The sequence below is a fragment of the Legionella septentrionalis genome (assembly GCF_003989745.1).
In the GTDB taxonomy this organism is placed as follows: domain Bacteria; phylum Pseudomonadota; class Gammaproteobacteria; order Legionellales; family Legionellaceae; genus Legionella_A; species Legionella_A septentrionalis.
The window spans coordinates 1-25149 of record NZ_RZGS01000005.1 but is presented as its reverse complement, the minus strand read 5'-3'; the positions used below and the strand labels follow the sequence as shown (position 1 = coordinate 25149).

The window sequence follows — 25149 nt, the reverse complement described above, 5'->3', positions numbered from 1 at the left end:
GCTGACCGCTTGACCATCAAGGACGAGTCGATATGGAGCCATCCCAAAATAAAGATTCTAATGATGAGAAAAAATTTTTGCCGCAAGTGCGCTGCCTGGGCTCGGATATGCCTAGACAAAGTTGCGAGACGATTGATTCCAATGAACCTGAAGAATTTTTTAATTTCATGGATAGACTGTTCCAGGCTTACTTAGCAAAGGGCACGGCTGGCATTAGTCCTGCCGCTATTGCTACTGCTTATTTTTCATGGTTAGCGCAACTGGCTCAGTCGCCTGGCCGTATGCTTGAATTAGGCCTTTACCCTTTTTTACACGCAAGCGACGTCCTTAAGCGCATTTGTTGTGAAGCGCAACCTGCCAATGGTTGCGATGTTCGCTTTCATACAGAAACCTGGCAGCTCTTCCCCTGGCGCTGGTGGGCTGAGTCTTTTTTACAAACGGAAGACTGGTGGCGACGAGCAACGCTAAATATTTCCGGGGTTCCCGATCATGTAGAGCGCACCGTTTCTTTTACAGTCCGGCAAGTTTTGGATGCTCTCTCACCCGCAAATTTTGTTTTAACGAATCCTGATCTGTTTTGGGAAACGCTGCGCTCAGGCGGCAAAAATTTGCTTCGTGGCATGGAAATTGGTTTGGAAGACTTTTTAGTCCGCTTAAGTGGGCTGCCTCCGCCGGGAGCAGAGCATTTTATTCCAGGAAAAGACGTAGCCGTTACGCCGGGGCGTGTCGTATTTAGCAATGATCTTATTGAGTTAATTCAATACGAGGCAACAACTAAAACGGTATATAAAGAGCCATTGCTCATCATACCGGCTTGGATTATGAAATATTACATCCTGGACCTATCACCACATAATTCATTAGTGAAATGGTTAGTGGAGCAGGGGCATACCGTTTTTATTATTTCTTGGAAGAACCCCGACAGTTCCGATCGTAACTTGAGCTTGCATGATTATTATAACTTGGGGGCGATGGCCGCGATTAATGCAGTTTCACGTATTTTTCCTAAAATAAAAATTCATCTCATGGGATATTGCCTAGGCGGCACGTTGGCATTGATTACTGCCGCTGCGATGGCGAGAGAAGGAGATAAACGCTTAAAGAGCTTAACTTTACTTGCAGCGCAAGGTGATTTCACGGAAGCAGGGGAATTGATGTTATTCATCACCGAAAGTGAAGTGGCTTTCTTAGAAAATATGATGTGGGAGCAAGGGTATTTGGATACAAAGCAAATGGCAGGTTCTTTCCAAATGCTGCGTACTTACGATTTAATTTGGTCTAAAATGGTTCAAGATTACATGCATGGTACTCGCCGCGGCATGATTGATCTATTGGCATGGAATGCAGACGCCACCAGAATGCCTTATAAGATGCACAGCGAATACCTTGAAAAACTATTTTTAAACAATGACTTTGCCGCAGGCCGTTTTATGTTGGAAGGCAATCCTGTCGTGCCGGAAAATATTCATGTGCCCGCATTTGTAGTGAGTACTGAAAAAGATCACGTGGCGCCCTGGCCATCTGTTTACAAAATTCATTTGATGCTCAATGATGATATAACCTTTGTCCTGGCCAGTGGCGGACATAATGCCGGGATTGTCAGTGAACCAGGTCATCAAGGCCGTTCCTACCGCATACGCGAGCATAAACATCGGGCTGCATACATGGGGCCGGAACAATGGTTAAAAAGTGCAGCAAATCATGATGGCTCATGGTGGCTTGCCTGGAATCAGTGGCTTGTGAAACATTCTTCTTCCCAGCAAGTCACAGCGCCAGTATTTGACGAGTCCTTGCCCAAAGCCCCAGGAACTTACGTTTTGCAAAAATAATGCAACTACAGATTAAGTTAAAAATCGCTAATAAGAGATAAGGGAAAAGCGGCTATGAGTTATAAAGATTATTATAAAATAATGGGATTAAATCGGGACGCAACAGCAAATGATATTAAAACAGCTTATAGAAAACTGGCGCGCAAATACCATCCAGACATCAGTAAAGATCCCCAGGGCGAAGAAAAATTCAAGGAATTGGGTGAGGCTTATGAAGTATTAAGAGATCCTGAAAAAAGAAAAGTATATGACCAATACGTTAGAGACTGGGATTTAAACCAAAAAGCACAATATTCTTCCCAACAAAGCAGCTGGGATTTCGGTGGTAAAGAAGGTTTTCAGTTTGACGCTGATTTTTTTGAATCCTTGTTCGGGGCAAGGCCATCCGGGGAGCAACGATACGCCGGTGCCGATTATCGAAGCAATCTCGTTATCAGTTTAGAGGAAGCATACAAAGGGACGGTAAAAGATATCCTCTTGCCAACCGCGCAAGGCCAGGAAACCCTGCGAGTTAAAATTCCGGCTGGCATACGCAGCGGGCAACAGATCCGTGTACCAGGCAAAGGCGCCAGCGGCGATAAAAGCGGCATTCGCGGCGATTTATATCTAACCGTACACATCGGCAAGCACCCTTTATTTGAAGTGAAGGATAATGATATTTACATGACTCTTCCTATTGCACCATGGGAAGCCGCTCTTGGAGCAACGGTTGTTGTCCCTACTCTGGGTGGCAAGGTGGATTTAAAAATTCCACCGGGCTCGCAAGGCGGGCAAACACTGCGCCTGAAAAAACGTGGTTTGCAAGGGAGTGTGCCTGGCGATCAATATGTGATTTTAAAAATCATGATCCCGCAGCCGACAACGGATGCAGCGCGTAATGTTTATAAAAAGATGGCTGAGGAAATGCCGTTTAACCCACGTGAACGATTGAGGATTTAGTATGGGAAACAAGCAAGTCATAACAGGCTTACTCGTGGATGAAAATCATACGGTTTCATTTATTGAAGTATGCGAAAAATATGATATATCCGAAGAATTGCTGCAGGGAATGCTAGAGCAAGGATTGTTTAGCCATCCCCCTAAAGATGTAAAAAACTTGCAAATTGATTATGCAATGGTGCGTAGGATTCAATCAGCCAAACGCTTGCAGCAGGATCTGGGGGTCAATATTCCCGGAGTGGTTTTGGTATTGGAATTACTTGAGGAGTTGGAGCAACTCAGAAGCGAATTGAGTATTTTGCAGCGTCATATGGAAATGCCTGAGTAATTATTTGAACTCAAGCTTGGCTTGGTTCTCGCGCTCGTCTGCAATCTCACTGGTTAAGTGAAAGAGTCCCAAAGTAACCAACCCGGCAGCTAAACCCGCCCCTGCAGTAATGCCTAGAGCAGCCACGGGGGCGGCGGGCGTACTCAACAGCATAACCAGAGCAGTGATGGCCACGGCAAAGGCGATGATGCTGCACACGCCGCTTAGCACACAAAAGGCACCTAATAAAAAACTATAATTGTTGCGATGGGATGATTTTTCTTCAGTTTCTGGGGATGTCAGAGTTGGAGTAGCGGGCAATATAATTTCACTGTCATTCGCATTGTTTGGTGTGGAAATAGGATCTGTGTTGGCTGGTGGAGAGATGGGGGGCTGCTGCTCTTTAAACTCATCGGATTCCTGAATTCCCCCTCCTTGGAGTGAAGACTGTTCGGCTGTTTCCATGGGGATGGTTTCATTGCTTGCTTGTTGGTTTTGTATCATATCCTGCTGTTCACGGGCATCATTTCCCTGGATAAATTTTTTCATGTTTTCCATTTGTTGCAGAAAAAGCGGAAAGGGCGAGGCCTGTTCATCCAAAAGACCTTTTGGGCAAATTGCGGGTAACAGTAAAGAATAGGGTAAGGCGTCTTCCAGTTTCATTTCCTGGCTTAAGACTGCTGTCCGATTTTTTAAATACTGATCATAGCTGTGCTGATATTCAGAGAGCAATTTCTCAGTCTTGGAATCTTTAATTAAATAATAATGGCCAACTGCACTATCCAGAATGACTTCAAATGGAACGCTGTCGTCTTGTTCTGGGTTTATGTGTTCAACAAGAATTCCGCTTAAATTATATATTCTAAAGGAGTAGTTTAAGCGTCGTAAAACCGGAAGTAAGTCATCCGGAGCCAATTTGGTATTCAATTTGCCAATTTCTTTGGCATAAGCCACGCGTCCATTATTAGCCCAATGAGCGTGAAGACATGCATCATTGATATCTTCTTTTGCAGCGCGAATGACACAAGATTCCAAAAAATCCTGATTGGCTTGACATAACACACCTTCTGGGCCGGAGAGTAAATCTTCAGGTTGTATTCCTTCCTTACGGGCATCAATATAAGCCTTAAACGCGTTTAAAATAACAGGGGGGGTCTCACTCGAATGTTCAAAAAGCTTTGCCGTTTCCGTAGCAAACCATTCGCGTAACAAGATACCAAGCACCAAGGTTTTTTCCACCATAAAATTTGGAAAGGTGGTTTGATTTTTATCTGAAACTTTTGCATAGGCAGCGAAGAAATCCAAGGAGGCTGCATCAGGAAACAATTTTTGTAATTCTTTAGCTGGGCTATCAGGCTCGAGTATGGATTTAAACGTAAAAAGATCGGCAGGCAAAGGCAGGCCATTTGCTAAAAGAAATGCTCCATAGCAGTGAAAGAAGCAATTTTCAAATGCACCGGAAACATCTACTGCCTGTGTTTGCAGAAATTGCTGCACGTTTTCAGAGGTAAACCGCATTATCTCAGCAAAATTAATGATCTTTATTTATCATAGCGCAAATTAATTAAGGTTTTATTAAATTCTCTAACTCAATGCCTCTCGTATTGTCCAGGTGCGTAATCCTTGGGCGTTAACGCCAGGTCTTGGTTTTATCCACAATAATAGCGGAGTAGTCGAATCTCTGTTTGGGGGAGTTGGGCTATTAAGGGCTACGGCAAAAGCGTATCTTTTTCTAAGTTGTTGCAAAGTTGACCAAACTTGCCCCACATTTACATTGTAATCTTGCAAAATTAATTCATTATTTCGAAACAGTACGGTAACTGCCTGCCCTTTCACTGCCTGTTTTATTGCTGTTTCAAGCTGGCGCCATTTCGCTTTTCTATTGCGCTGCAAATCGGCTTGAGTTGGATGTTGCTGATAAGCCACGCGTGCATGGGCGTTTTTAGGCCCAAGAAACCGGTTATAATTAGGTTTTTGTTGTAAAAAGAAATCACATAAAGCATCAACCAGAGAACGGTAACGGCCAGAAACAGCAGGTTTCGTTCCAGGGAGTACATTCACGAAAATGGCAAATGCCAGCGTATGCGCATTGGCCGTATATAAATAACCTGAAAGGCCAATGACACCAGTCATGGTGCCTGTTTTAGCCCGGATTAATCCTTGCTGGGTGGGCTTGCGGAAACGCTTTTGCAACGTTCCATCCTGGCCTGCAACAGGTAAAGCCGCGATGTATTCATATGCAAGCGGGAAACGCTCGTGCAGAAAACGCAACAAGCCTACTGTTTGTTGCGGAGTTAATTGATCATAGCGCGATAAACCCGAGCCATCCGTGAGCACTGCATTTTGCATATTAATCCCGGTTTGCTGCTGGATAAAATTCTTAAGAACTACTTGCGCTTGCTGCCAATCTACAGGAGCGCCATGGAGTTTTGCAGCAGTATGTAGATAAAGGCTGTCAGCATATAAATTATCAGAGGGCTTTAGCGTATCAGCCATTAATTGCGCAATAGGTTTTGAATCATGGCTGGCTAAAAGCAGTGTACCGGGAGGCGCATTGCCGAGTAAGACTTGACCATCCAGACCAATTTGTAAATCAGTCAATTGTGATTTAATCGATTCTTGCGTATAGCGCAGAGGATTGGTAATGGCAATGCGTTGTTGCACAGCCCATTGGCCCACGCCCACGCACCCGCGCACGGTCAAGCGATTGTCTTCATCCATGCTAAAGCCGATGCCGCATCCTTTTGTTTGTGGCTTGGTTTCAACCTGATTGTTAATTAATAAGTTTGCACTGTGATCACTAATTTCTACCAGTGCTGGCTTGCCTGCCTGGTGAGCAGGGTTTATGGTAATGGTTAAGCGGTTTTCATCGAGCACGACCGGTGCAATGGGAGCACCATAACCGTATTTAAAGTCTTGTACCACCCATCCTGGCGCGTGACTGGCAACAAAACGATGGTTGCTGACTAATACGACGTCTCCCTGGATGCGTTTTACTCCCCATTCACTCAGCTTTAACAGTAAATCAGATAAATGATCCTGCATAAAGGACGGATCGCCAGGCAAATGTAAAAAAACCGAGCCTTTTAACGTGCCATTTTCAAGAAGCGTGGCATTGGTGCTTAATTGCGTTTTAAAACGGTAATCGGGCCCTAAGACCATAAGTGCTGCAGCATCTGAAAACAATTTCATATTGCTTGCCGGGATAAAAAGACGGGTGGCATTGCGCTGGTATAAATTTTCTCCTGTATTTAAATCGATTATTGAGACGCCCATATTGATGGAAGGATCCACCTGGTTAATCAAGTGATCCACTGTCCTTTTTAACGTAGTGGCATGTGCGCTTAAACATACGATTCCAAACAACAAGGCAGGCAGAATCCTTTTCATCAATTGGGAGCTCCAAAAATAAATGATTAGAAATTGGTGCAAAAGAAAGATTGCGTTGAAGTATTAATCATAGCGCAAGCCCATGCGTTCCAGAAGTCCCGAAAGGGTGTCGTTATCATAAAATTTTATTTTTAGCCATCCGCCACCATCTTCCGGAACAATTTGCACCGGAGCTCCTATTTGCTCGGCTAATTGCATTTCCAAAAAAACCTTATCAGGAGTTTCCGCACCATTGGGCGAGGCTGAGTTTCGGGCTTTTAAATCTTGAACTTTTTTTTCAAGATGACGCACTGACCAGCCATGTGCTTCTATTTTTCCAGCCAGCATTTCCTGCTCGGCAATGGTAAGTCCAACCAAGGCGCGGGCATGCCCTAAAGAAAGTTGCTTGTTTGCAATTCTTTCCTGAAGGGATGGAGCTAAAGTCAAAAGGCGTAAAATATTTGCAATGTGGCTGCGTGATTTCCCAACCAAGGTGGCAATTTCTTCTTGATTGAAATGAAATTCCTGGGATAAACGGCGATAACCATGAGCTTCTTCCATTAAATTCAAGTCTTGCCGCTGGATATTTTCAATTAAGGTAATTGCAGCTGCTTGCTCTTCGCCGTATTCGCCTATTAAACAAGGCACTTCTGTTAATCCAGCCAACATGGCCGCCCGCCAACGGCGTTCGCCTGCGATGATTTCATAACAATCAGGCGTATTTTGCCGAACGATGAGTGGCTCAATCAAGCCTTGCGATAAAATGGATTGCGCCAGTTCCTGTAAGGCATCCTCAGCAAATGCTTTTCTTGGCTGATAGCGTCCTCGTTGTAAAAATTCAATTGGCAGCCATTTCAGCGTTTGCATGAAACATTCTCTGGCAGTGATTCTGGCTTATCATAAATCCACCAGCCAGCGTGAAATAACATATGGGCAATGATGGTTGCCAAAATTCCAAATTGCCAAAAGATAAAACCAAACAAAATTCCTTGCCAACCATACAAAAGTAGGAATAAATAAAGAAAGCGCCTGTCGCGGGTACATCCTGCAGCCAAATAAAGCGGTAATTGGCTTAATGCATAAAGAATGGCTTGCATGAAAATAGCGCTACAGATAATGATGGCATGTCGCTGCTGTGAAAAAAGAATGGCAAAAAAAGCACAAACATTCAGTAAGCCCCAACGCGCTAGTATTTCTTCAGCGACGCTGTAAAGCATGCTGCCGTCTAAGCCGATGGCTGCACGAATTTTTTGCAGTTGCAGTAAAGCAGTTGCATCAAGAAAGCAGGAAACCACACCATAATACAAGACAAGGAAAACCAGTAAACCGCCGGCAGTGTAAAGAAACATAAACAAAGCCGTGTCTTGCCAGAAATCCAGGTGCGGGTGTGCAGACAGCAGCATGGCTAAGGCTTTTGCTCCTAAGCCGGTGGGAATGGATAATACACTGCCTGCCATGCTCATCACAAACACCATGAGCAGGGTTTGCCCAACGGCGATTTTGCTGATTCGCCTCTTAAGTTCTTCCGAGCTCGTTTTTAGTAAAAAACGGATTAAGCGGGGTACCGCAATCAGTATTCCCGGAATGGAAAGAACAAATAAAACCCCAACGAAAGGCCAATTAATCATGATTGTTTACTAAGAACGCTGTAAAAAAAACCATCCATATTGTTTTCACCCGGTAGAATTTGCCAACCATGCCCCGTTGCATGTGCCCATGCATGCGGGTGCATGAGGGGTTTACAATCCAGATGCCTATCGATGAAACGAGCAATTTGTTGTTCGTTTTCTTCGGGCAATATCGAACAGGTAGCGTAAACCATGAGCCCGCCTGGAGCAAGAAGCGGCCATAATGCGTCCAATATTTTTTCCTGCAATTTGGCAGCATTCGTAACTTCATTTTTTGTGCGCAACAATTTAATGTCTGGATGACGGCGAATCACGCCTGTAGCAGAGCAAGGTGCGTCAACTAAAATACGGTCGAAGGGTTTGCCATCCCACCAGGCATCCGGAACAGAAGCATCTCCGGCTACGAGAGTTGCTTGCAAATGCAAACGTTGTAAATTTTCTTGTACCCGCTCCAAGCGCTTAAGATCGGCGTCGACGGCTACACAACATGCCAAGTCAGGTTCACTTTCCAGAATATGGCAGGTTTTGCCTCCAGGGGCGCAACAGGCATCCAAGAGCCGAAGTCCTGGTTTTAACTGTAACAGTAAAGCAGCCATCTGAGCCGCAGCATCTTGCACCGATACATCACCCGCGGCAAAACCTGGAAGCTTTTCCACAGGACAAGGCTCAGCAAGAACGAGGCATGCTGGTGCATGGGGATGCTTGTGTGCCGCAATATGCGCTTCCTGCAGCCGGTTTAAATAAGCGTCAGTACTGATGCGTGCATTATTGACGCGCAAGCTCATGGGCGGGTGCGCATCATTCGCTCTAAGTATCGCTTCCCATTTTGCAGGCCAGGTTGTTTTTATCTCTTGCAGCAGCCAGCGAGGGTGGTTGTGTTTATAGGCTGGCGAATCGTATATCTTACTTATGATGGTTTCTTTTTGCCGGCAAAAATTGCGTAAAACGGCATTGATTAAACCCTTAGCCCATGGTTTTTTCAATTGTTCCAGCAAGGCGACGGTTTCTTTAACAACGGCATAATCCGGGGTATGCAGATAATGCAATTGATAAATACCGAGCAATAGGCTGAGCCAGATTTCTAATTCTTTTGGCCTTTTTTTTAATAACGGAGTAACCAATGCTTCTAAAGCAAAATAAAAACGGCAAACACCAAAGCAAAGTTCTTTGGTAAAAGGGGGGGCGGTTTGCAGCAAATGCGATAATGGCTTTTTTTCCTGCAGCAACTGGGTCAAAATGCGAACAGCAAGCAAGCGTTCATTTGGTTTCATCATCGTAAAACCAAGCCAAGATACAGCTGGTTACGTGCGGCATTTAACCAGTCAGCGACCGACATGGCCTTCCCGCCTGCAAATTGCAAGCGCTGGACCAGTAAGGCATGCTTGCCGGTTGCAACCAGCATGCCTTTTTTATTTAAAGCGACAATGGTGCCAGGAGAACCCTCATAGGTTTGCGGTATGATGTGAGCTTGATGAATACGTACAGGCTCCTCATTAGCATGGGTGTAAGCAATAGGCCAGGGGTTAAAGGCACGGATTTGCCGGTCGATTTCCTCGGCCGGTTTATGCCAATCAATTAATGCATCTTCCTTGTTTATTTTAGGGGCATAAGTGGCTTGAGAAGAATCTTGTTGCTCACCTATTATGCTTCCCTGACTCAATGCATGTAAAGCTGCAAGCAAAGGTGCGACCGCTAATTGCGCCAAGCGATCATGCAATTGTCCGGCTGTTTCTTCTGGATGAATGAAGCAAGATGCTTTGGCTAACATATTGCCGGTATCCATGCCAACATCCATTTGCATGATGGTAACGCCAGTTTCTTTATCTCCATGCAAAACAGCATGCTGGATGGGGGACGCGCCACGCCAACGGGGTAATAGCGAAGCATGGACATTGATGCAACCATGAGGCGGGATTTCAAGTACCGCTCGCGGTAAAATGAGCCCGTAAGCAATCACTACCATAAGATCAGGTTTTAAAGTCGCTAACTCGGTTACGGTTTGCGGCTCTTTAAAATTAACAGGTTGATAGACAGGCACATGCTGACTTTCCGCCCATTCTTTTACTGGCGAGGCTTGCAAGCGCCGGCCTCTTCCAGCGGGGCGGTCCGGTTGCGTGTATATTGCTGCCAGATTATGGCCGGATAGCGCAATGGCTTGTAAAGAAGGTAGGGCAAATTCCGGTGTGCCCGCAAAAACAATATTTAACTTTTTCATGTTTTGCGTGTTTTTTGCCGTAGGAATTTCTCGAGCCTTCTTCTCGCCAATGCTCTTTTTAGCGGGGATAGTAAGTCTACGAATAATTTTCCATTCAAGTGATCAATTTCATGCTGGAAGCATTCAGCCAATAATCCCTCAGCACTCATTTCATATGGTTTACCGTAACGATCCTGAGCGCGGATTGTTACCTTGCCTGCTCGGACAACGGTATCGTAGGCTCCAGGAACTGAGAGACAGCCTTCCTGATATTCAATCGGATTTTCTGAGGCAATTATTTCAGGATTAACCAACACGAGTTGCTGCGTTTTATCGCCTATTACATCAATTACCGAAAGACGCAGATCAATGCCAATTTGCGGCGCAGCAAGCCCTACGCCTTTTGCAGCATACATCGTATCAAACATGTCTTCGATTAAAATTTGCAGTTCTTCATCAAATACTTCAATTTTTTTTGCAACCCGTCGTAATCTTGGATCGGGCAAATAGATAATTTTACGTATGGCCATTTTGCACTGTTTAACAACAATCATTGCATGGTATTATCGCCCAATACACTGTCGGGTAGCAAGTAGCGTAACTTGCGTTAGTATTGAGTTTAATAGCGGAAGCGGCATGGCAAATCCGTGCCAGGGAATTTTTGCGATAAACCAGCCAAGACAAGGATTGTTGCATGCGATATAAGCTCCTTTTTATTTGTCTCATTTTATTTGTAACCGCCTCGCATTCGTTAACTTTGCGCTCCAATGCTCCTGCGCGTTACGTCGTGCAGCCTGGTGATACTTTATGGGATATTGCCAATCGTTATCTTGCTTATCCCTGGGAGTGGAAAGCTCTTTGGCATGCGAATCCGCAAATAAAAAATCCTGACCGCCTTTATCCAGGAGCAGTTCTTGAGTTACGTTATCATCAACGCAATCCTTATTTAAGGGTATTGTCAAACGGTACGGTAAAATTATCACCCTACATGCGCCCCATGCCGCTTGAAGAAGCTATCCCACCGATTCCGCTGAGCGATATTAAGCCCTTCCTGGATGCTTCTTTGGTGCTCGATCGCGATACGCTCACCAATGCACCTTTTGTGCTTGCCTTTACTACGGAACATATGTTGGGAAGCCAGGGAGATAATGTTTATGTGAAGAACCTCTGTCCGCCTTGTCCACTTCCAGGAGCCACCTTTTCTTATGCTTTGTACAGACCTTGCGGTGAATACCGAAACCCGGTTACCAAGTGTTTTCTGGGTTATAAAGCCAACCTCGTGGCTTATGCCGAACTCGTAAGAGGCGGGGATCCGGCCACTATTTTGTTGACGGACATCATTCAGGCAGTTGAATTGAAGGATCGTGTGATGCCCCGCAATTACCCGGAATTTGACTTAACCTTTGAACCTAAGACCCCATCTTGCCAAGTGCGTGGCATGATCATTGATTTGCCTGGCGATTATTCGCAAGGTGCAGTAGGGCTTGTGGTCGTTATTGATAAAGGCAAGGATGCAGGGTTGCAGGCCGGGGATGTTTTGGGGGTGTACAGTGAAGGGGGTGGCGCTCCAAATCCTCGTTGCACAGGGGAATGTGTAAAACTGCCTCCGGAACGTATTGGCGAAGTCATGGTATTTCGCACGTTTACCCGCACGAGCTTTGCTTTGGTGGTACGCTCAATCCGTGCCATAAACATAATGGATACGGTGACTAATCCATGAACAACAAGCATTATTTGTTAGCCTTGAACCGGATGCCGCTGGTTGGGCCGCGTACGGTAAGCAAGCTGGTACAACGTTGGCCTGAACTTGGCGAGTTGTTTGCTTTACCTATGGCTGAATTAGAAGCGGCAGGCTTACCTTACAAGCTTGCCTATGCTATTAAGACATTTGACTTTACACAAGTGGATAAAGACTGGCAGTGGCAAGATGCTGCCAGCAATCATCATGTGTTAACTTTAGATGATATTGCCTACCCACGCTTGTTAAAAGAAATTTATGACCCGCCTCCTGTATTGTACGCCATAGGGGATTTATCCGTATTACACGCGCCAACTGTAGCCATTGTAGGCACGCGCAAGCCCACTATACCCGGACAAGAAACAGCGAGACGGTTTGCATTGGAACTGGCAGCGCATGGTGTAGCCATCGTCAGCGGCTTGGCCCTGGGTATTGATGGGGAAGCTCATGCGGGTTGCCTTGATGCCGATGGGCAAACCATTGCTGTGCTGGGGACCGGAGTGGATTGCATATATCCACGTCGGCATCAAGAGCTGGCTCGCAAGATAACGCAACAAGGTCTTTTACTGTCGGAGTTTCCTTTAGGTACACCCCCGGTTGCTGGACATTTCCCCCGCAGAAATCGTATAATAAGCGGTTTGTCATTAGCCACATTGGTTGTTGAAGCAGCAATAAAAAGCGGTTCCTTAATTACAGCCCGGTTAGCACTTGACCAAAATCGCGATGTGTTAGCAATCCCGGGTTCTATTTATAATTCTCAAACACAAGGATGCCATTATTTATTACAGCAAGGGGCTAAGTTGGTCACTTCAAGTGAAGATGTTTTAAATGAATTGCGTCTTGATTCCGCAGGATTAGATGAGAGTAAACCGGTTCTTCTTGCAACCGGGGATGAAAAACTAGTAAAGTGCATTGGTTTTGAAACGACCTCTGTCGATCTAATTGCGATGCGCAGTGGCTTAAGTATTGAAGACGTGGCTTGTGGCTTGGCCGGGCTAGAATTGCAAGGTATTGTAAAAGCGGTGCCTGGCGGTTATATAAGGTGTGTATTATGAAAGACAGCTTGTTCGAATTGTTGTTAAATTTATTTGAGAAAACGCTAAGCAAGTTAAAAGAAAATTATTTAGCCGACAGCGAAAGAAATTCTGCCGAAGACAGCCAAGTTGATATTTATTCCTCCCTTGCTTCTGAAAAAGGGGCGATCGTTTCCGAATTCATCAAGCCGGCGCACACGAACTCCATGCGTGTTTTTACTTATGACGAGCAGATGAAATTTACTAAGGCAAGTTACCAATTTTTAATGCGCATGTTAACTTGGGAAATTATTGACGCAACGACCCTGGAATTAATTATTAATCAACTTGTTTTTTCAGATTCCAGCATGGTGACCCTGGAAGAAACCAAGTGGGCGATCCGTAATACGCTTGCAGAAAATTTGGATGAGAAACAACTTGCTTTTCTTGATCTTGTGCTATATCAAAAGAAAGATAACTCTATATTGCATTAAGATCAATTCAAGAGGTTTTACTTTCCATGAGCAAGCATTTAGTTATTGTAGAGTCGCCTGCAAAAGCCAAAACCATTCAGAAATACTTAGGTGATCATTACGATGTGCTTGCCTCTTATGGACATGTACGCGATTTGCCTCCTAAGAAAGGTTCTGTCGACCCGCAACGTCATTTTGCAATGACGTATGCTCCTATTGAAAAAAATTCCCGTCATATTGAGTTAATCGCCAAAGCTTTGAAGAAAGCTGATTCGCTCCTGCTGGCGACCGACCCGGATCGGGAGGGTGAAGCTATTTCTTGGCATGTCTATGAACTCATGAAAGAGCGTAATCTGTTAACAAACAAAGACGTGCACCGAATTTTTTTCAATGAAATCACTAAATCAGCAATTCAGGAAGCCATTGAGAATCCACGTGCTATTTCCATGGATTTGGTGAATGCCCAGCAAGCCAGACGTGCTTTAGATTATTTAGTGGGCTTTAATCTTTCCCCTTTGTTGTGGAAAAAAGTACGGCGTGGTTTGTCGGCTGGCCGTGTACAAAGTCCGGCTTTGCGGCTTATTGTGGAGCGTGAAGAAGAAATTGAACGTTTTGTTGCGCAAGAATATTGGAAAATCATCGCGCAGTGCGAACATGGTGGCATGCCGTTTGCAGCACGGTTAACTCAATATCGTCTGGAAAAACTGCAGCAATTTACCATCCATGAAGAGCAACAAGCACTCGAGGCTAAAAATACACTATTACGGGAAGCAGGCGGTTTCCTTGTAGTAGATAATATTGAGAAAAAACAGCGCAAGCGTAATCCGGCTGCACCCTTCATCACATCTACCCTGCAGCAGGAAGCTGCACGCAAATTGGGATTTACCGCCCGAAAAACCATGATGGTCGCCCAACAATTATATGAAGGGATTGATATCGGCACGGGCACTGTGGGATTGATTACTTACATGCGTACCGATTCAGTAAACCTTGCTGCTGAAGCTGTAATAGAAATACGCGATTATATTCTTAAACGCTATGGGGATGAAAATGTGCCTAAGAGTCCCCGTATGTATAAAACCAAATCAAAAAATGCACAAGAAGCGCATGAAGCCATTCGCCCTACCTCCATAAACCGCACTCCGGAGGCGATGCAAACGCATTTAACTGCTGATCAGTTCAAGCTTTATAATTTAATTTGGAAACGTACCATTGCTTGTCAAATGGCTGAAGCACTGGTGGATACGGTAGCAGTTGATTTACGTTGCGGACAGGACAATATTTTTCGGGCCAGTGGTTCAACAGTAGTTTTCCCAGGCTTCCTCCAAGTATATGAAGAAGGCCGGGATGACAGCAAAGAAGATGAGCAGGCAATGGTATTGCCGAAATTCATCCTTGGTGAAAAAGTGGCCTTGCTCGATATCCAAGCTAACCAACACTTCACCGAACCGCCACCAAGGTATTCAGAGGCTTCTTTAGTCAAAGCATTGGAAGAGTTTGATATCGGCCGGCCGTCCACGTATGCAACCATTATTCATACGTTGCAGCAGCGTGAATATGTGGTTGTGGATAAAAAGCGCTTTTATCCGACGGATGTTGGCCGCATTGTCAGCCATTTTTTAACTAATTATTTTACGCGTTATGTAGATTATAAGTTTACGGCGCATCTTGAAGACACGCTGGATGCTATAGCCCGCGGCGAAAAAGAATGGGTCCCTGTACTGGAAGATTTTTGGCAACCTTTTATCCAAAAAATTCAGGCAATTGATGAACAAGTACAACGCAAAGATGTGACTACGGAAATGCTTGAAGAAGCATGCCCGAAATGCGGCAAGGCTTTGGCTATTCGCCTTGGCAAGCGGGGCCGCTTTATTGGCTGTACAGGCTATCCTGATTGTGATTACACCCAAGATTTAAGCGCTCAGGCAGGGGAAAAACCTGAGCCTGACGTAGTTGCAGGGCGGGTATGCCCAAGCTGTCAGGGTGCTCTGCATATTAAAACAGGCCGCTACGGGCGTTTTATTGGTTGCAGTAATTATCCAAACTGTAATTATATGGAACCACTAGAAAAACCTGCGGATACTGGGGTGCAATGTCCAAAATGTAATAATGCCACGTTGCTTAAACGAAAGTCGCGCAAGGGGAAAATCTTTTTTTCATGCGCGAGCTACCCAAAATGTGATTATGCTTTATGGAATGAGCCTATCGCTCAATCTTGCCCCAAATGTGCATGGCCAGTACTGACTATAAAAGAAAGCAAGCGTTCCGGTCGTCAGGTTATTTGCCCTAAAGAGGGGTGCGGGCATACTGTAAAAGAGTAGTTCCCAACGAAGAATTTATATACAAAATAGCCCGCCAGCTATTGACACGCTTGGTCAAGCGTATAAAAATACCTAGGAAATTTTTCCACTAAGGAGTAGTTAATGTCAGATAAAGTACAGGGCACTGTAAAATGGTTTAATGAAAGCAAGGGATTCGGCTTTATCGAAAGCAATGGTAAAGATTACTTTGTCCACTTTAGTGCCATCCAAGCGAATGGTTTCAAGACCTTAAAAGAAGGCGCAACCGTTATGTTTAAAGCCGGCCAAGGTCAAAAAGGTCCGCAAGCTGAAGAAGTTGAGGTATTGTAATCATCGCGATTATAGTTGGTATCGTAGTAAAAACGCTTCGAAGTTCAAGTTACTCTGTGATTTCCCAACTGTACTATTTTCAAGACGGTGGTGTTGCGACACACTGCAGTGTGGATTATTTCCAGACCGCATTTAAGCAGCGCCCCCATTTGTCCGCCAAGGTAAATTAATTCTTTGTTAGACTTCCTTCCCCGTACCGAATATATTAAAGAAATGAATGGCTTGTTGATGAGCCGCTATAATTTTTATCCTAACTATGGCCTTGATTTATTTCTCGTAAGGAAATAAAGCTTACCTGGATCAGCAAGGGCTATTTCAATAATCGCTTGCAAGCGATTACCAATGCGGTTTTCATTGATGTGGCAATTATCTAAACTTATGGCTGCCATGCTGACCGTCTTGCAGTTTTACGCTGATTGCAGGAAAGGGAATTGATCGGATTAATAAATATGCTTAGTCAAATTTTGCTGTTTGCACTGGTTGGTTTTTGTGCCCAAATGGTTGATGGGGCATTAGGGATGGCATATGGAGTTATCAGTACCGGGGTTTTGGTTAGTTTTGGAGTTTCTCCTGCAGTAGCCAGCGCTTCAGTGCACACTGCCGAAATTGTCACAACCGGCATTTCCGGTTTTTCTCATGCAATGTTTAAAAATGTGGATTATGCCTTGTTTAGGCGCTTGGTCATTCCCGGGATGATTGGCTGTATTTTAGGTGTTTTAGTATTGACTAAAATACCGGATTATATTTCCAAACCCTTTATTGCCAGTTATTTAATTTTGGTAGGATGTTTTATTTTATATAAAGTCTTTCAGGAAGGGAAAGTTATACAATCCATTAAAAACTTTGTTGTGAAAAAAGTATTGCACCGCAAACCCTCCGATCATGCCAGGGGGATTATGCCTTTAGGTTTCTTTGGCGGATTTTTTGATGCCGCAGGTGGCGGGGGATGGGGGCCGATAGTGAGTTCTACCTTGCTGATGCAAGGAGCGACTCCCCATTATACAATAGGCTCGGTTAATTTGACTGAATTTATAATTACTCTAACAGTTTCCAGTACATTTTTTTTCACCATGGGGATTGGCAATTGGCCTCTTATCGCAGGATTAATTTTAGGCGGTGGAATTTGTGCCCCATTGGCTGCTGTTTTAGTGCGTCGCCTGCACCCGCAAATTGTCATGTTGCTCGCCGGCAGTTTAATCGTGTGTTTAGGGATATACACAATTGCCGGGATACTGTTTTAATGCGCAAGCATGGCTATGTTTCTGGCGGTTAAAGTTGTAGCAAAATTTGCCGATTTCCTTTGTATATTCATCAAAGTGATCGCGTATTATGAATATCAAAAGGCATTTTGCGCTTACTTCAAGCATCTTAAAGGGCCATGTTAACCGTTATGCCATCCTGGGTTTGATTATTTCTTTAACCAGTATTCTCCTGGCTTCCATGTTGGTTTCCTATCAACTAACCGGCAGGATAAGCCTCGAAGGCATGATTGCGGCGCAAACAAGCAACCCTGCCATATGGGCTCTGGATATTACTCCATTCATGTTTGCATACTGGGGACAATCGTTTTGTTATGAATTAGCCAGCAAGGCTGAATCCATTATTGAAGATAAAACCAGGGAAATGGCGACTAAAAGCGGTGATCTTGAATTAAAGCTTAAATACGAAAGTAATCACGACAGTTTGACCAATCTTCCTAATAATCGTTTGCTAAGCCAGCGCATGAATCAAGCTATACAACAAATACAAAAAGGGGAAGAATTGGCCTTAATTGTGTTAGCCATCCGCAATTTTAAAGAGATTAACTATAATTTCGGGAACTTTAGTGCAAACAGTCTCTTGTTGCAGTTTACTGAAAAATTGAAATCCATATTGCTGGAACCCTATATGTTGCAGGCTTATATGGGTATGAACATGGTAGCTCGCCTGCAAGCTGCCGAGTTTGCCATTTTAATTCCCCGGTTGCGCAAAGAGCATAATCTGGAAGATATTTTATCCAATATTATTGAAGATACATCCGTCAATTTTATGATTGATGGCAGTAACCTCGATATACAAACAACTGCCGGGGTCGCACTTTACCCAAATCACGGCAAAAATGATGAAGAATTATTAAATCATGCCATGATGGCATTGTTTCATGCTGAAAAAGAAAATCAGCCGCATGCCGTGTATGAAGCGACCATGAGCAGCAATTACAAAGCAAAACCTATGATGTTAAAAGAACTTACCGAAGCAATTGAACATGCAGAAATTGAAATCTTGCTGCAAGCGGATTTCAATCTCGCAGAGAAAAAAATAATAGGCGCTGAAACTGTTTTAAATTTTGATCATACGAAATACGGCATGTTCAACAATGAAAAATTTGCTGAAGTGGTGGAAGGAACGCCTTTGGTAAAAAATCTAACGCTGTATGCCTTACAGAATGCAATAAAACAATTGGCGCGCTGGCAGCACATGCAGCAACCCATTTATATGAGAACTTATCTTTATAGCATGGACATGGCATTGCCGGGGTTGATCGAAGAGCTCATCAAAAAAGATGGTGTTCCGCCACCGTTATTGAACATCGAATTGACTGAAAAAACCTGCCTTGGCGATCAAACCCGCTCAATTAATGTGCTTAATCAATTAGCCGCTCTAGGGGTAACGATTACCATCAGTGATTTTGCCAGTGGCTATTCATCCTTCCTATATTTGACCAATTTTCCCATCAATGAAATAAAAATCGATAAGTCATTCGTTATAAACATGATGAAGGATGAGAAAAAACACAGCATTGTGCGTGCCATTATCAAACTGGCAGAATCCATGAATCTCACCGTAGTTGCCGATGGGATTCCGGATGAAAATACACTGCAAGGTTTGCTTGAGCTAGGCTGCAAAATCGGTAACGGGCCGCATCTTGCGCAAGCCATGCGCATGCATGAGTTTAACCAGCTGCTAACGGCTAAGATTTCTTAATTTATCTCTTTTATCTTGCAATAAAATTTTTATAAAAAAAGGGAATAATGACAAGAGGACGAGTCCTGGCAATAAAAAGATGACTTGCGGTTTCAGCAGGATATTAAAATCTGGGCTTTTACCCGACATCAGTAAATTTCCCATGCTTTTCCCGATGGATAATAAGTTTGTAAAGTTTCAAAAGTGATGCATTGCCCAGCGCCCAATAACCAGAAAATAGCAAGCATCCCTAGAGTAATGAGAAGGGGCAGGGCTTGTACTGCCAACAGGAGATATTTATTCATGAGTTTTCATTAGCAAACAGGTAAATTAACTATAGGACGTTGCGGCATAACAGGCTTGGTTAATCGGCTTTAAAGAGTGACACGTCATCTCCGTAAAGTTTCTGTGAAACTACTGAACAGAAAAATTAAAATAGGTTTCGGGATAAGGTTCATTTTTCAAGGTAAAATGCCACCACTCCTTCTCATAGGGGATAAAGCCATTAGCAATCATTAATTTTCGCAATAACATGCGGTTGTTTTTTTGCTCTTTTGCTAACTTGGGATAAAACACTGCGGCGCGCTCGTCAAAAAAATCAAAAGGTGTACCCATATCCACCGCGTTATCTTCTGGTTTTTGCATTGAGTTTGCCTGTGGGAGTTTAACCAAGGTCAAATCAACTGTACTGCCGCGCGTATGTCCGGAGTGTAGAGCAATATAGCCTTTACTGAATAATGCTTCTTTTATTTCAGACGGATAAAAAGCTTCTTTCATCCGCGTGTCATTCATATCTTGCGCCCAGGTGTAGAAAGCATTCACGGCTTGTTGGGGCCGGTAACAATCATATACTTTGATGGTGTATCCTTGCGCCCGGATGGCTTCTTGTGCTTGCTTTAACTGCAAGGCGGCAGGCCGGCTTAGGACGCAGCGAGGACTCACGTAACCTGGAGCCGGTTGTCCCATAAAATTATTGCTGCTGGCATAGCGTATCTCTTCAATAATTTCTGGCGCCAACTCATGCAGATAAACAAAATTTTCAGGCAGAGCATGGCTTGGTCGCAGATAAAAAAGCAATAAAATTAAAACAATGCGTTTCATTTTGGCTCTCAGTTAAAGCCAAATTATAAGGGGTGGTTTGCAAATGATAAAGAATCGGTTCAGTAATATTTAATTTTCGTGCAGGTAACATCCACTGTACCATCATTGCAGAATGTAATTTTTTTAGGCGGGCTAACCAGCACTTCTCGCGTTTCTATGATGGTGGGGTTAGTAAAACCGCAAGCGGTAAGCTGAAGAAAACATACATATAAAAGTGCGCGTTTCATGACATGCTCCCTGCGGTTCTTGTTAAATTGTAGGATATGGATTCTGTTCTTACCACTGCCGGTATTTTTTGCTCATATGCTTGTTTTTTTGAAAGTCCTTTCACTATACTGATTCGTCGTTAAGGCGGGCGGCTTTTATATTTCTGCAAAGATCCGGACGTTGAGTCAGGTAAAATCTTGTCCCTCAGATCCTTTGACGAGAATGGAATCAGCTCTTTGCGAGCTATAAAAAGCTTGTCTGATAAACAAGCGCTAACAGTACAGGGTGTTATCATGTTAGACCGAGCAAGCGTTGTGGATGAACAATTTATTAAGCGGGTCAGGCAAGCCGAGTTTCCCGAACCTAAAACGAAAACTACGCCCACTGAGGCCGGGTTAGATAAAAAAACCGCCATCGACCTTTTTGATTCACAAATAAAATCACGTCAGCTTGACTTAATCGCGCGCCAGCTTAAGGAAAAAGGTTTATCTTATTACACCATAGGCAGCAGTGGTCACGAAGGCAATGCGGTTTTTGGCCAGGTGTTTAGGCATACCGACATGGCATTTCTGCACTATCGCAGTGCAGCTTTTTATCTACAGCGTGCAAAGCAATGTGGAGGTTGCGACGGTGTGCGCGATATCTTATTGTCTTTAGTGGCCGCGGCAGATGATCCTATTGCCGGGGGGCGTCATAAAGTATTTGGCAGCGTGCCCTTGTACATCCCGCCGCAAACTTCAACCATCGCATCGCATTTGCCCAAAGCATTGGGCGCAGCTTTTTCGATTAGGCGCGCTACAGAGTTGCATGTTCCGAGTAAATTACCTGGCGATTCGGTGATTTTGTGCTCTTTTGGCGATGCATCGACCAACCATGCAGCGGCACAAACCACAATAAATGCCAGCGCCTGGATTGTGGAACAGCACTACCCGTTGCCGCTAATATTTATTTGTGAAGATAATGGACTGGGTATTTCGGTGCCTACTCCGCAAAACTGGATTGAACTTTCCATAAAGAGCCGGCCAAATATTCACTACATTGCCTGCGATGGTTTAAACATAGCGGATTGCTACCGCAAAGCCTTGCAAGCAGAGCAACTCGCACGGGTAAAGAAACAAGTGGTATTTTTACACATGCGTTGTGTACGGTTATTGGGGCATGCTGGTTCAGACATTGAATCTCAATATCGTACGCAAGTGGAAATTGAGCAAACCGAAGCCGATGATCCGCTTTTACATACGGCAGCATTACTGTATCGCGAAGGGTGGATGACGCAAAATGCCATTATTGATTTATACGAAGACAATCGTGCTCTCATTAAAGCGAAGGCCATTGAGGTGATAAATTGTCAGCAATTGGCGAATGCTGAAGCGGTCATGTCTTCTTTGCTGCCAAAGGTTAACAAACTGCAAAATTATCCAATTCCGGATGAGGCAAGCCGGAAGCAGCGGTTCGCAGCGTCTTATTCACAATTAACGGCGAAGCGTAACCTAGCGCAGCATATTAATTTTGCCCTGACTGATCTTATGCTGCAGTACCCCAATATGTTGATATTTGGTGAAGATGTAGGAAAAAAAGGCGGGGTTTACCGGGTCACTGCCGACCTGCAGGCCCGCTTTGGCCTGCGCCGTGTATTTGATACCCTCTTGGATGAAACCACAATTTTAGGTACTGCCATTGGGCTTGCTCACAATGGTTTTCTACCGGTTCCGGAAATACAATTCCTTGCTTATCTCCATAACGCAGAAGATCAATTGCGGGGGGAAGCAGCCACACTTTCCTTTTTTTCAAATGGCCAATATCAAAATCCCATGGTGATTCGCATTGCTTCCCTGGCCTATCAGAAAGGCTTTGGCGGGCATTTCCATAACGATAATTCCATTGCCGTTTTGCGTGACCTTCCAGGCGTCATCGTTGCATGTCCATCCAATGGACCTGATGCAGCAAAACTTCTGCGCACCTGCCTGCGCCTGGCGCAAGAGCAAGGCCGGGTAGTGGTTTTTCTGGAACCTATCGCACTTTATATGACCAAAGATTTACATGAGACAGGTGATAATGGTTGGCTATTTGACTATCCAGCGCTTGATGCCAGTATTCCGTTTGCTGAAGTGAGTACCTATGGGAAGGGTGATACCGTTATCCTCACGTATGGAAATGGATATTATTTGTCCAGGCAAGCCGCAAAAATATTGGAAGAGCGACACGGAATCATGGTGAAAATTGTAGATTTGCACTGGTTAAGTCCATTGCCTGCCGAGGCTATTTTACGGGAAACCGCTAAGGCAAAACGGATACTGATTGTGGATGAAGGCCGCCGCAGTGGTTCTGTAAGCGAGGGTTTGATGGCTTTGTTACTCGAGCAAGCTTCTTCGCGTATAAAAATAAAACGCATTACGGGAGAGGATTGCTTTATCCCGCTTGGTACATCCTGGCAATATTTGTTGCCAAGTCGCGACAAAATTATTGCTGCCGTAATGGCATTGCATTCTACGAATAAGGAGAAAGAAAGTGGACGACTTACTATTTCTGGATGAGTTGCTGCAAGATGATGAGCGTATGATTCGCGACAGCGTGGCCCGTTTCGTCGATAACGAGGTGACGCCGCTCATGGCAGATGCTTTTGAAGAGGCCGTTTTTCCGCGTGAGCTGATAAAAAAATCGGCTGATTTGGGGCTTTTAGGCTTGGTTTTACCCGCGGAGTATGGTGGTGCTGCTGCATCATACGTAGCTTACGGTTTGGTTTGCCAGGAATTGGAACGAGGCGACAGCGGTTTGCGCAGTTTTGTATCGGTACAAAGTTCTTTGTGCATGTACCCGATTTTCCGCTACGGCAACGAAGAGCAACGCAGGCGGTTTTTACCTGCTATGGCTGCGGGAGAAGTAATCGGTTGTTTTGGCTTAACTGAACCTGATTCAGGCTCAGATCCGGCCAGCATGCGCACGATGGCGCGCAAAGTTAATGGCGGCTGGCGCCTGCATGGTGCCAAAATGTGGATAACCAATGCACCAATTGCCGACATTGCTATCGTGTGGGCAAGAACTGAGCAAGGGATTCGCGGTTTTATAGTTGAAAAAGAATTTAACGGGTTTACACGTAAAGAAATAAAAATGAAGATGTCTCTGCGCGCTTCGCTTACCGGCGAATTGGTGTTCGATGATGTGTTCGTGCCTGATGAAAATTTGCTTCCAGGGAGCGAGCGGGGTTTGGGGGCGGCACTCAGTTGTTTGAGTCAAGCACGCTATGGTATTGCTTGGGGAGCTATGGGAGCTGCCATCGGTTGTTTTGACGTAGCCCGCAATTATTTACTTGAGCGCAAGCAATTTGGCAAACCTTTGGCTTCATTCCAGTTGATTCAAAAAGACTTGGCGGCAATGTACACTGAAATTGTTAAATCACAATTTTTAAATTTACGAATTGGCCGGCTTAAAGATGAAAACCGCGATACGCCTGTCATGATTTCTTTGGCGAAAGGGAATGCATGCCGGGAAGCATTGAAGATAGCGCGTTCCTGCCGCAATTTATTGGGAGCTAACGGCATCAGCCTGGAGTATCCCATCATTCGCCATATGTTGAATTTGGAATCAGTTTATACTTATGAGGGCACAGATAACGTGCACACTCTGGTATTGGGCAAACATATTACCGGGATTAATGCTTTTGGATAACTAAAGGCAAGTTTTTAAACTTGCCAGCATTTATCCTGTTGGAAAGCCTGCTTTTTTTGTCCTACTATTTAGATCCAGGCGCTACGCTTGCAAATAAAAATAAGGAGATAAAAACATGGCAGCATGGAATAGCGTTATATTTTTAAAAACAAAGGAATCCTGGACTGATACAGACAAAGTATCCAAGTGGCCGGGCGTGAAGGAAATATGGTCTACCTCCGGCGACTGGGATTGGTGCATCAAGCTGGACAAAGAACACTCTACTCCTGAAAAAACAGAAGAATTTGTAACAAAATTGCGCCAAGCTGATTGGGTTTCTTCAACCAATAGCAGCTGGTGGCGAGAAGTATACAGAAAGTAATCTAACATCCGGAGCCTTTCAAGGCTCCATGAACTTTTAGCAGATTTACGCGAGTACATCCTTGTTATTTAAGCCAAGACCAGTTATTATTCCGCTTCCTGTCGGGGCGTGGCGCAGTCTGGTAGCGTACTAGCATGGGGCGCTAGGGGTCGTGGGTTCAAATCCCGCCGTCCCGACCAAAAGTTCCCCTTTAAAATCAATAAGTTAAAGATTTATTAGTTAAACTTCTTAAAAATCAAAAATACTGCTAGGTGTACTTCTGGGTGTACTTTCAAGATTCAATAATTAGCCCGTTTCTCTTCAAGTTCTTTTGTTCTGGAATTTATTCTATCCTCTAAATCCTTGAGAGAGACCTTACCTAATTTAACCTCGGGAGTATCTTGAAACCTATCTATTATGCTGAACCATTTTCCAGAGAAACAAGCCTTAATATAATCTTTGATTATTTCTTTATCACGTTTATCAGCAAGCGATAGATGTAGCGTGATCAGATTTTCCAATTTTTTTAGTGTGCTATTTAATTTTGATTGAAATAATAATCAAAAATGGGCGTGCGATATTACCTATATTCGTACCCAGGAAGGATGGCTATACCTTGCAGTAGTAATCGATTTGTACTCGCGTGCTGTGATAGGTTGGTCTATGGATAAGCGCATGAAAAAAAATTTAGTATGTGACGCGCTCTCCATGGCTTTATTTAGGCGTAAATTTCCTAAAGAGGTTATCGTTCATTCTGATCGCGGCAGCCAAT

General features: G+C 44.3%; 24 protein-coding genes, 1 tRNA gene and 1 pseudogene. 15 read left to right on the top strand and 11 right to left on the bottom strand.

What is annotated here, in order from left to right; genetic code table 11:
• The first annotated feature begins 107 nt into the window (after window positions 1-107).
• From ELY11_RS03165 to ELY11_RS03155, 3 genes are read left to right on the top strand one after another with little or no spacing between them, the layout of a single operon-like run.
• Window positions 108-1829 (top strand): PHA/PHB synthase family protein, encoded by a 1722-nt coding sequence (locus ELY11_RS03165; RefSeq protein WP_199740771.1) that lies wholly within the window; start codon window positions 108-110, stop codon window positions 1827-1829.
• 54 nt (window positions 1830-1883) lie between these two features.
• Window positions 1884-2768 (top strand): DnaJ C-terminal domain-containing protein, encoded by an 885-nt coding sequence (locus ELY11_RS03160; RefSeq protein ID WP_126953696.1) that lies wholly within the window; start codon window positions 1884-1886, stop codon window positions 2766-2768.
• Between the two features lies 1 nt (window position 2769).
• Window positions 2770-3096, top strand: a complete 327-nt coding sequence (locus ELY11_RS03155) for a chaperone modulator CbpM (RefSeq protein WP_126953695.1) — start codon at window positions 2770-2772, stop codon at window positions 3094-3096.
• On the opposite strand, the gene ELY11_RS03150 is transcribed toward ELY11_RS03155, so the two are convergent.
• From ELY11_RS03150 to def, 7 genes are all read right to left on the bottom strand, one after another.
• On the bottom strand, window positions 3097-4593 hold the full coding sequence (locus ELY11_RS03150; protein ID WP_126953694.1) for a hypothetical protein: 1497 nt from the start codon (window positions 4591-4593) through the stop codon (window positions 3097-3099).
• A gap of 66 nt (window positions 4594-4659) precedes the next feature.
• On the bottom strand, window positions 4660-6465 hold the full coding sequence (gene dacB / locus ELY11_RS03145) for a D-alanyl-D-alanine carboxypeptidase/D-alanyl-D-alanine endopeptidase (RefSeq protein WP_127032509.1): 1806 nt from the start codon (window positions 6463-6465) through the stop codon (window positions 4660-4662).
• Between the two features lie 63 nt (window positions 6466-6528).
• Window positions 6529-7311 (bottom strand): ParB/RepB/Spo0J family partition protein, encoded by a 783-nt coding sequence (locus ELY11_RS03140; protein ID WP_126953692.1) that lies wholly within the window; start codon window positions 7309-7311, stop codon window positions 6529-6531.
• Window positions 7299-8072 carry a CPBP family intramembrane metalloprotease gene (locus ELY11_RS03135; RefSeq protein ID WP_233579605.1) on the bottom strand — a complete coding sequence of 258 codons (774 nt, stop codon included), beginning with the start codon at window positions 8070-8072 and terminating at the stop codon, window positions 7299-7301. The genes ELY11_RS03140 and ELY11_RS03135 overlap by 13 nt, the downstream gene beginning before the upstream one ends.
• Window positions 8069-9343 carry a 16S rRNA (cytosine(967)-C(5))-methyltransferase RsmB gene (gene rsmB, locus ELY11_RS03130; protein WP_127032531.1) on the bottom strand — a complete coding sequence of 425 codons (1275 nt, stop codon included), beginning with the start codon at window positions 9341-9343 and terminating at the stop codon, window positions 8069-8071. The genes ELY11_RS03135 and rsmB overlap by 4 nt, the downstream gene beginning before the upstream one ends.
• A complete protein-coding gene (gene fmt, locus ELY11_RS03125) occupies window positions 9343-10287 on the bottom strand; it encodes a methionyl-tRNA formyltransferase (RefSeq protein ID WP_126953690.1) in 945 nt (314 codons plus the stop codon). The genes rsmB and fmt overlap by 1 nt, the downstream gene beginning before the upstream one ends.
• On the bottom strand, window positions 10284-10796 hold the full coding sequence (gene def, locus ELY11_RS03120) for a peptide deformylase (protein WP_233579603.1): 513 nt from the start codon (window positions 10794-10796) through the stop codon (window positions 10284-10286). The genes fmt and def overlap by 4 nt, the downstream gene beginning before the upstream one ends.
• Before the next feature lie 164 nt (window positions 10797-10960).
• On the opposite strand from def, the gene ELY11_RS03115 reads away from it, so the two are divergent.
• The 5 genes from ELY11_RS03115 (at window position 10961) to ELY11_RS03095 (ending at window position 16120) form a co-directional block, all read left to right on the top strand.
• Window positions 10961-11986: a LysM peptidoglycan-binding domain-containing protein gene (locus ELY11_RS03115; protein WP_126953688.1), complete on the top strand. Its 1026-nt coding sequence runs from the start codon at window positions 10961-10963 to the stop codon at window positions 11984-11986.
• Window positions 11983-13059: a DNA-processing protein DprA gene (gene dprA, locus ELY11_RS03110; RefSeq protein ID WP_127032507.1), complete on the top strand. Its 1077-nt coding sequence runs from the start codon at window positions 11983-11985 to the stop codon at window positions 13057-13059. Before ELY11_RS03115 ends, dprA begins: the two co-directional genes overlap by 4 nt.
• Complete coding sequence (locus ELY11_RS03105; protein ID WP_126953686.1) at window positions 13056-13511, top strand: DUF494 family protein; 456 nt, start codon at window positions 13056-13058, stop codon at window positions 13509-13511. Before dprA ends, ELY11_RS03105 begins: the two co-directional genes overlap by 4 nt.
• 26 nt (window positions 13512-13537) lie before the next feature.
• On the top strand, window positions 13538-15811 hold the full coding sequence (topA, locus tag ELY11_RS03100) for a type I DNA topoisomerase (protein WP_126953685.1): 2274 nt from the start codon (window positions 13538-13540) through the stop codon (window positions 15809-15811).
• Between the two features lie 102 nt (window positions 15812-15913).
• The gene (locus tag ELY11_RS03095) at window positions 15914-16120 is read left to right on the top strand and encodes a cold-shock protein (RefSeq protein ID WP_126953684.1); all 207 of its coding nucleotides are present in this window, start codon (window positions 15914-15916) and stop codon (window positions 16118-16120) included.
• 254 nt (window positions 16121-16374) lie between these two features.
• Here the strand turns inward: ELY11_RS03095 and ELY11_RS12680 are convergent, their stop codons facing one another.
• Window positions 16375-16509 carry a hypothetical protein gene (locus ELY11_RS12680; RefSeq protein ID WP_256478814.1) on the bottom strand — a complete coding sequence of 45 codons (135 nt, stop codon included), beginning with the start codon at window positions 16507-16509 and terminating at the stop codon, window positions 16375-16377.
• 60 nt (window positions 16510-16569) lie between these two features.
• On the opposite strand from ELY11_RS12680, the gene ELY11_RS03090 reads away from it, so the two are divergent.
• Window positions 16570-17361: a sulfite exporter TauE/SafE family protein gene (locus tag ELY11_RS03090; protein WP_126953683.1), complete on the top strand. Its 792-nt coding sequence runs from the start codon at window positions 16570-16572 to the stop codon at window positions 17359-17361.
• Window positions 17362-17449: 88 nt separating this feature from the next.
• Window positions 17450-19084 (top strand): putative bifunctional diguanylate cyclase/phosphodiesterase, encoded by a 1635-nt coding sequence (locus tag ELY11_RS03085; RefSeq protein ID WP_126953682.1) that lies wholly within the window; start codon window positions 17450-17452, stop codon window positions 19082-19084.
• 128 nt (window positions 19085-19212) lie between these two features.
• On the opposite strand, the gene ELY11_RS12385 is transcribed toward ELY11_RS03085, so the two are convergent.
• The 3 genes from ELY11_RS12385 to ELY11_RS12380 form a co-directional block, all read right to left on the bottom strand.
• Entirely contained in the window at window positions 19213-19368 is a 156-nt protein-coding gene (locus tag ELY11_RS12385) for a hypothetical protein (RefSeq protein WP_158614969.1), read from the bottom strand.
• A gap of 109 nt (window positions 19369-19477) precedes the next feature.
• Entirely contained in the window at window positions 19478-20164 is a 687-nt protein-coding gene (locus ELY11_RS03080) for a M15 family metallopeptidase (protein WP_127032506.1), read from the bottom strand.
• Window positions 20165-20223: 59 nt separating this feature from the next.
• The gene (locus tag ELY11_RS12380; RefSeq protein WP_158614968.1) at window positions 20224-20391 is read right to left on the bottom strand and encodes a hypothetical protein; all 168 of its coding nucleotides are present in this window, start codon (window positions 20389-20391) and stop codon (window positions 20224-20226) included.
• Window positions 20392-20664: 273 nt separating this feature from the next.
• Between ELY11_RS12380 and ELY11_RS03075 the strand changes: the two genes are divergently transcribed.
• The 5 genes and pseudogenes from ELY11_RS03075 to ELY11_RS03055 all read left to right on the top strand — a co-directional run.
• The gene (locus ELY11_RS03075) at window positions 20665-22905 is read left to right on the top strand and encodes a thiamine pyrophosphate-dependent enzyme (protein ID WP_127032505.1); all 2241 of its coding nucleotides are present in this window, start codon (window positions 20665-20667) and stop codon (window positions 22903-22905) included.
• Window positions 22880-24037, top strand: coding sequence for an acyl-CoA dehydrogenase family protein (locus ELY11_RS03070; RefSeq protein ID WP_127032504.1), 1158 nt, complete (start codon window positions 22880-22882; stop codon window positions 24035-24037). Before ELY11_RS03075 ends, ELY11_RS03070 begins: the two co-directional genes overlap by 26 nt.
• Before the next feature lie 115 nt (window positions 24038-24152).
• Window positions 24153-24398, top strand: a complete 246-nt coding sequence (locus ELY11_RS03065; RefSeq protein ID WP_126953678.1) for a hypothetical protein — start codon at window positions 24153-24155, stop codon at window positions 24396-24398.
• A gap of 102 nt (window positions 24399-24500) precedes the next feature.
• A tRNA-Pro gene (locus ELY11_RS03060) sits at window positions 24501-24577 on the top strand.
• Between the two features lie 358 nt (window positions 24578-24935).
• Window positions 24936-25149: pseudogene (locus tag ELY11_RS03055) on the top strand (DDE-type integrase/transposase/recombinase); the annotation flags it as partial.

Excerpts from the sequence above, each read along its gene's own strand:
- ELY11_RS03165 (WP_199740771.1), top strand. The coding sequence starts at position 108 with ATGCCTAGACAAAGTTGCGAGACGATTGATTCCAATGAACCTGAAGAA.
- ELY11_RS03160 (WP_126953696.1), top strand. The coding sequence starts at position 1,884 with ATGAGTTATAAAGATTATTATAAAATAATGGGATTAAATCGGGACGCA.
- ELY11_RS03155 (WP_126953695.1), top strand. The coding sequence starts at position 2,770 with ATGGGAAACAAGCAAGTCATAACAGGCTTACTCGTGGATGAAAATCAT.
- ELY11_RS03150 (WP_126953694.1), bottom strand. The coding sequence starts at position 4,593 with ATGCGGTTTACCTCTGAAAACGTGCAGCAATTTCTGCAAACACAGGCA.
- dacB (WP_127032509.1), bottom strand. The coding sequence starts at position 6,465 with ATGAAAAGGATTCTGCCTGCCTTGTTGTTTGGAATCGTATGTTTAAGC.
- ELY11_RS03140 (WP_126953692.1), bottom strand. The coding sequence starts at position 7,311 with ATGCAAACGCTGAAATGGCTGCCAATTGAATTTTTACAACGAGGACGC.
- ELY11_RS03135 (WP_233579605.1), bottom strand. The coding sequence starts at position 8,072 with ATGATTAATTGGCCTTTCGTTGGGGTTTTATTTGTTCTTTCCATTCCG.
- rsmB (WP_127032531.1), bottom strand. The coding sequence starts at position 9,343 with ATGAAACCAAATGAACGCTTGCTTGCTGTTCGCATTTTGACCCAGTTG.
- fmt (WP_126953690.1), bottom strand. The coding sequence starts at position 10,287 with ATGAAAAAGTTAAATATTGTTTTTGCGGGCACACCGGAATTTGCCCTA.
- def (WP_233579603.1), bottom strand. The coding sequence starts at position 10,796 with ATGGCCATACGTAAAATTATCTATTTGCCCGATCCAAGATTACGACGG.
- ELY11_RS03115 (WP_126953688.1), top strand. The coding sequence starts at position 10,961 with ATGCGATATAAGCTCCTTTTTATTTGTCTCATTTTATTTGTAACCGCC.
- dprA (WP_127032507.1), top strand. The coding sequence starts at position 11,983 with ATGAACAACAAGCATTATTTGTTAGCCTTGAACCGGATGCCGCTGGTT.
- ELY11_RS03105 (WP_126953686.1), top strand. The coding sequence starts at position 13,056 with ATGAAAGACAGCTTGTTCGAATTGTTGTTAAATTTATTTGAGAAAACG.
- topA (WP_126953685.1), top strand. The coding sequence starts at position 13,538 with ATGAGCAAGCATTTAGTTATTGTAGAGTCGCCTGCAAAAGCCAAAACC.
- ELY11_RS03095 (WP_126953684.1), top strand. The coding sequence starts at position 15,914 with ATGTCAGATAAAGTACAGGGCACTGTAAAATGGTTTAATGAAAGCAAG.
- ELY11_RS12680 (WP_256478814.1), bottom strand. The coding sequence starts at position 16,509 with ATGGCAGCCATAAGTTTAGATAATTGCCACATCAATGAAAACCGCATT.
- ELY11_RS03090 (WP_126953683.1), top strand. The coding sequence starts at position 16,570 with ATGCTTAGTCAAATTTTGCTGTTTGCACTGGTTGGTTTTTGTGCCCAA.
- ELY11_RS03085 (WP_126953682.1), top strand. The coding sequence starts at position 17,450 with ATGAATATCAAAAGGCATTTTGCGCTTACTTCAAGCATCTTAAAGGGC.
- ELY11_RS12385 (WP_158614969.1), bottom strand. The coding sequence starts at position 19,368 with ATGAATAAATATCTCCTGTTGGCAGTACAAGCCCTGCCCCTTCTCATT.
- ELY11_RS03080 (WP_127032506.1), bottom strand. The coding sequence starts at position 20,164 with ATGAAACGCATTGTTTTAATTTTATTGCTTTTTTATCTGCGACCAAGC.
- ELY11_RS12380 (WP_158614968.1), bottom strand. The coding sequence starts at position 20,391 with ATGAAACGCGCACTTTTATATGTATGTTTTCTTCAGCTTACCGCTTGC.
- ELY11_RS03075 (WP_127032505.1), top strand. The coding sequence starts at position 20,665 with ATGTTAGACCGAGCAAGCGTTGTGGATGAACAATTTATTAAGCGGGTC.
- ELY11_RS03065 (WP_126953678.1), top strand. The coding sequence starts at position 24,153 with ATGGCAGCATGGAATAGCGTTATATTTTTAAAAACAAAGGAATCCTGG.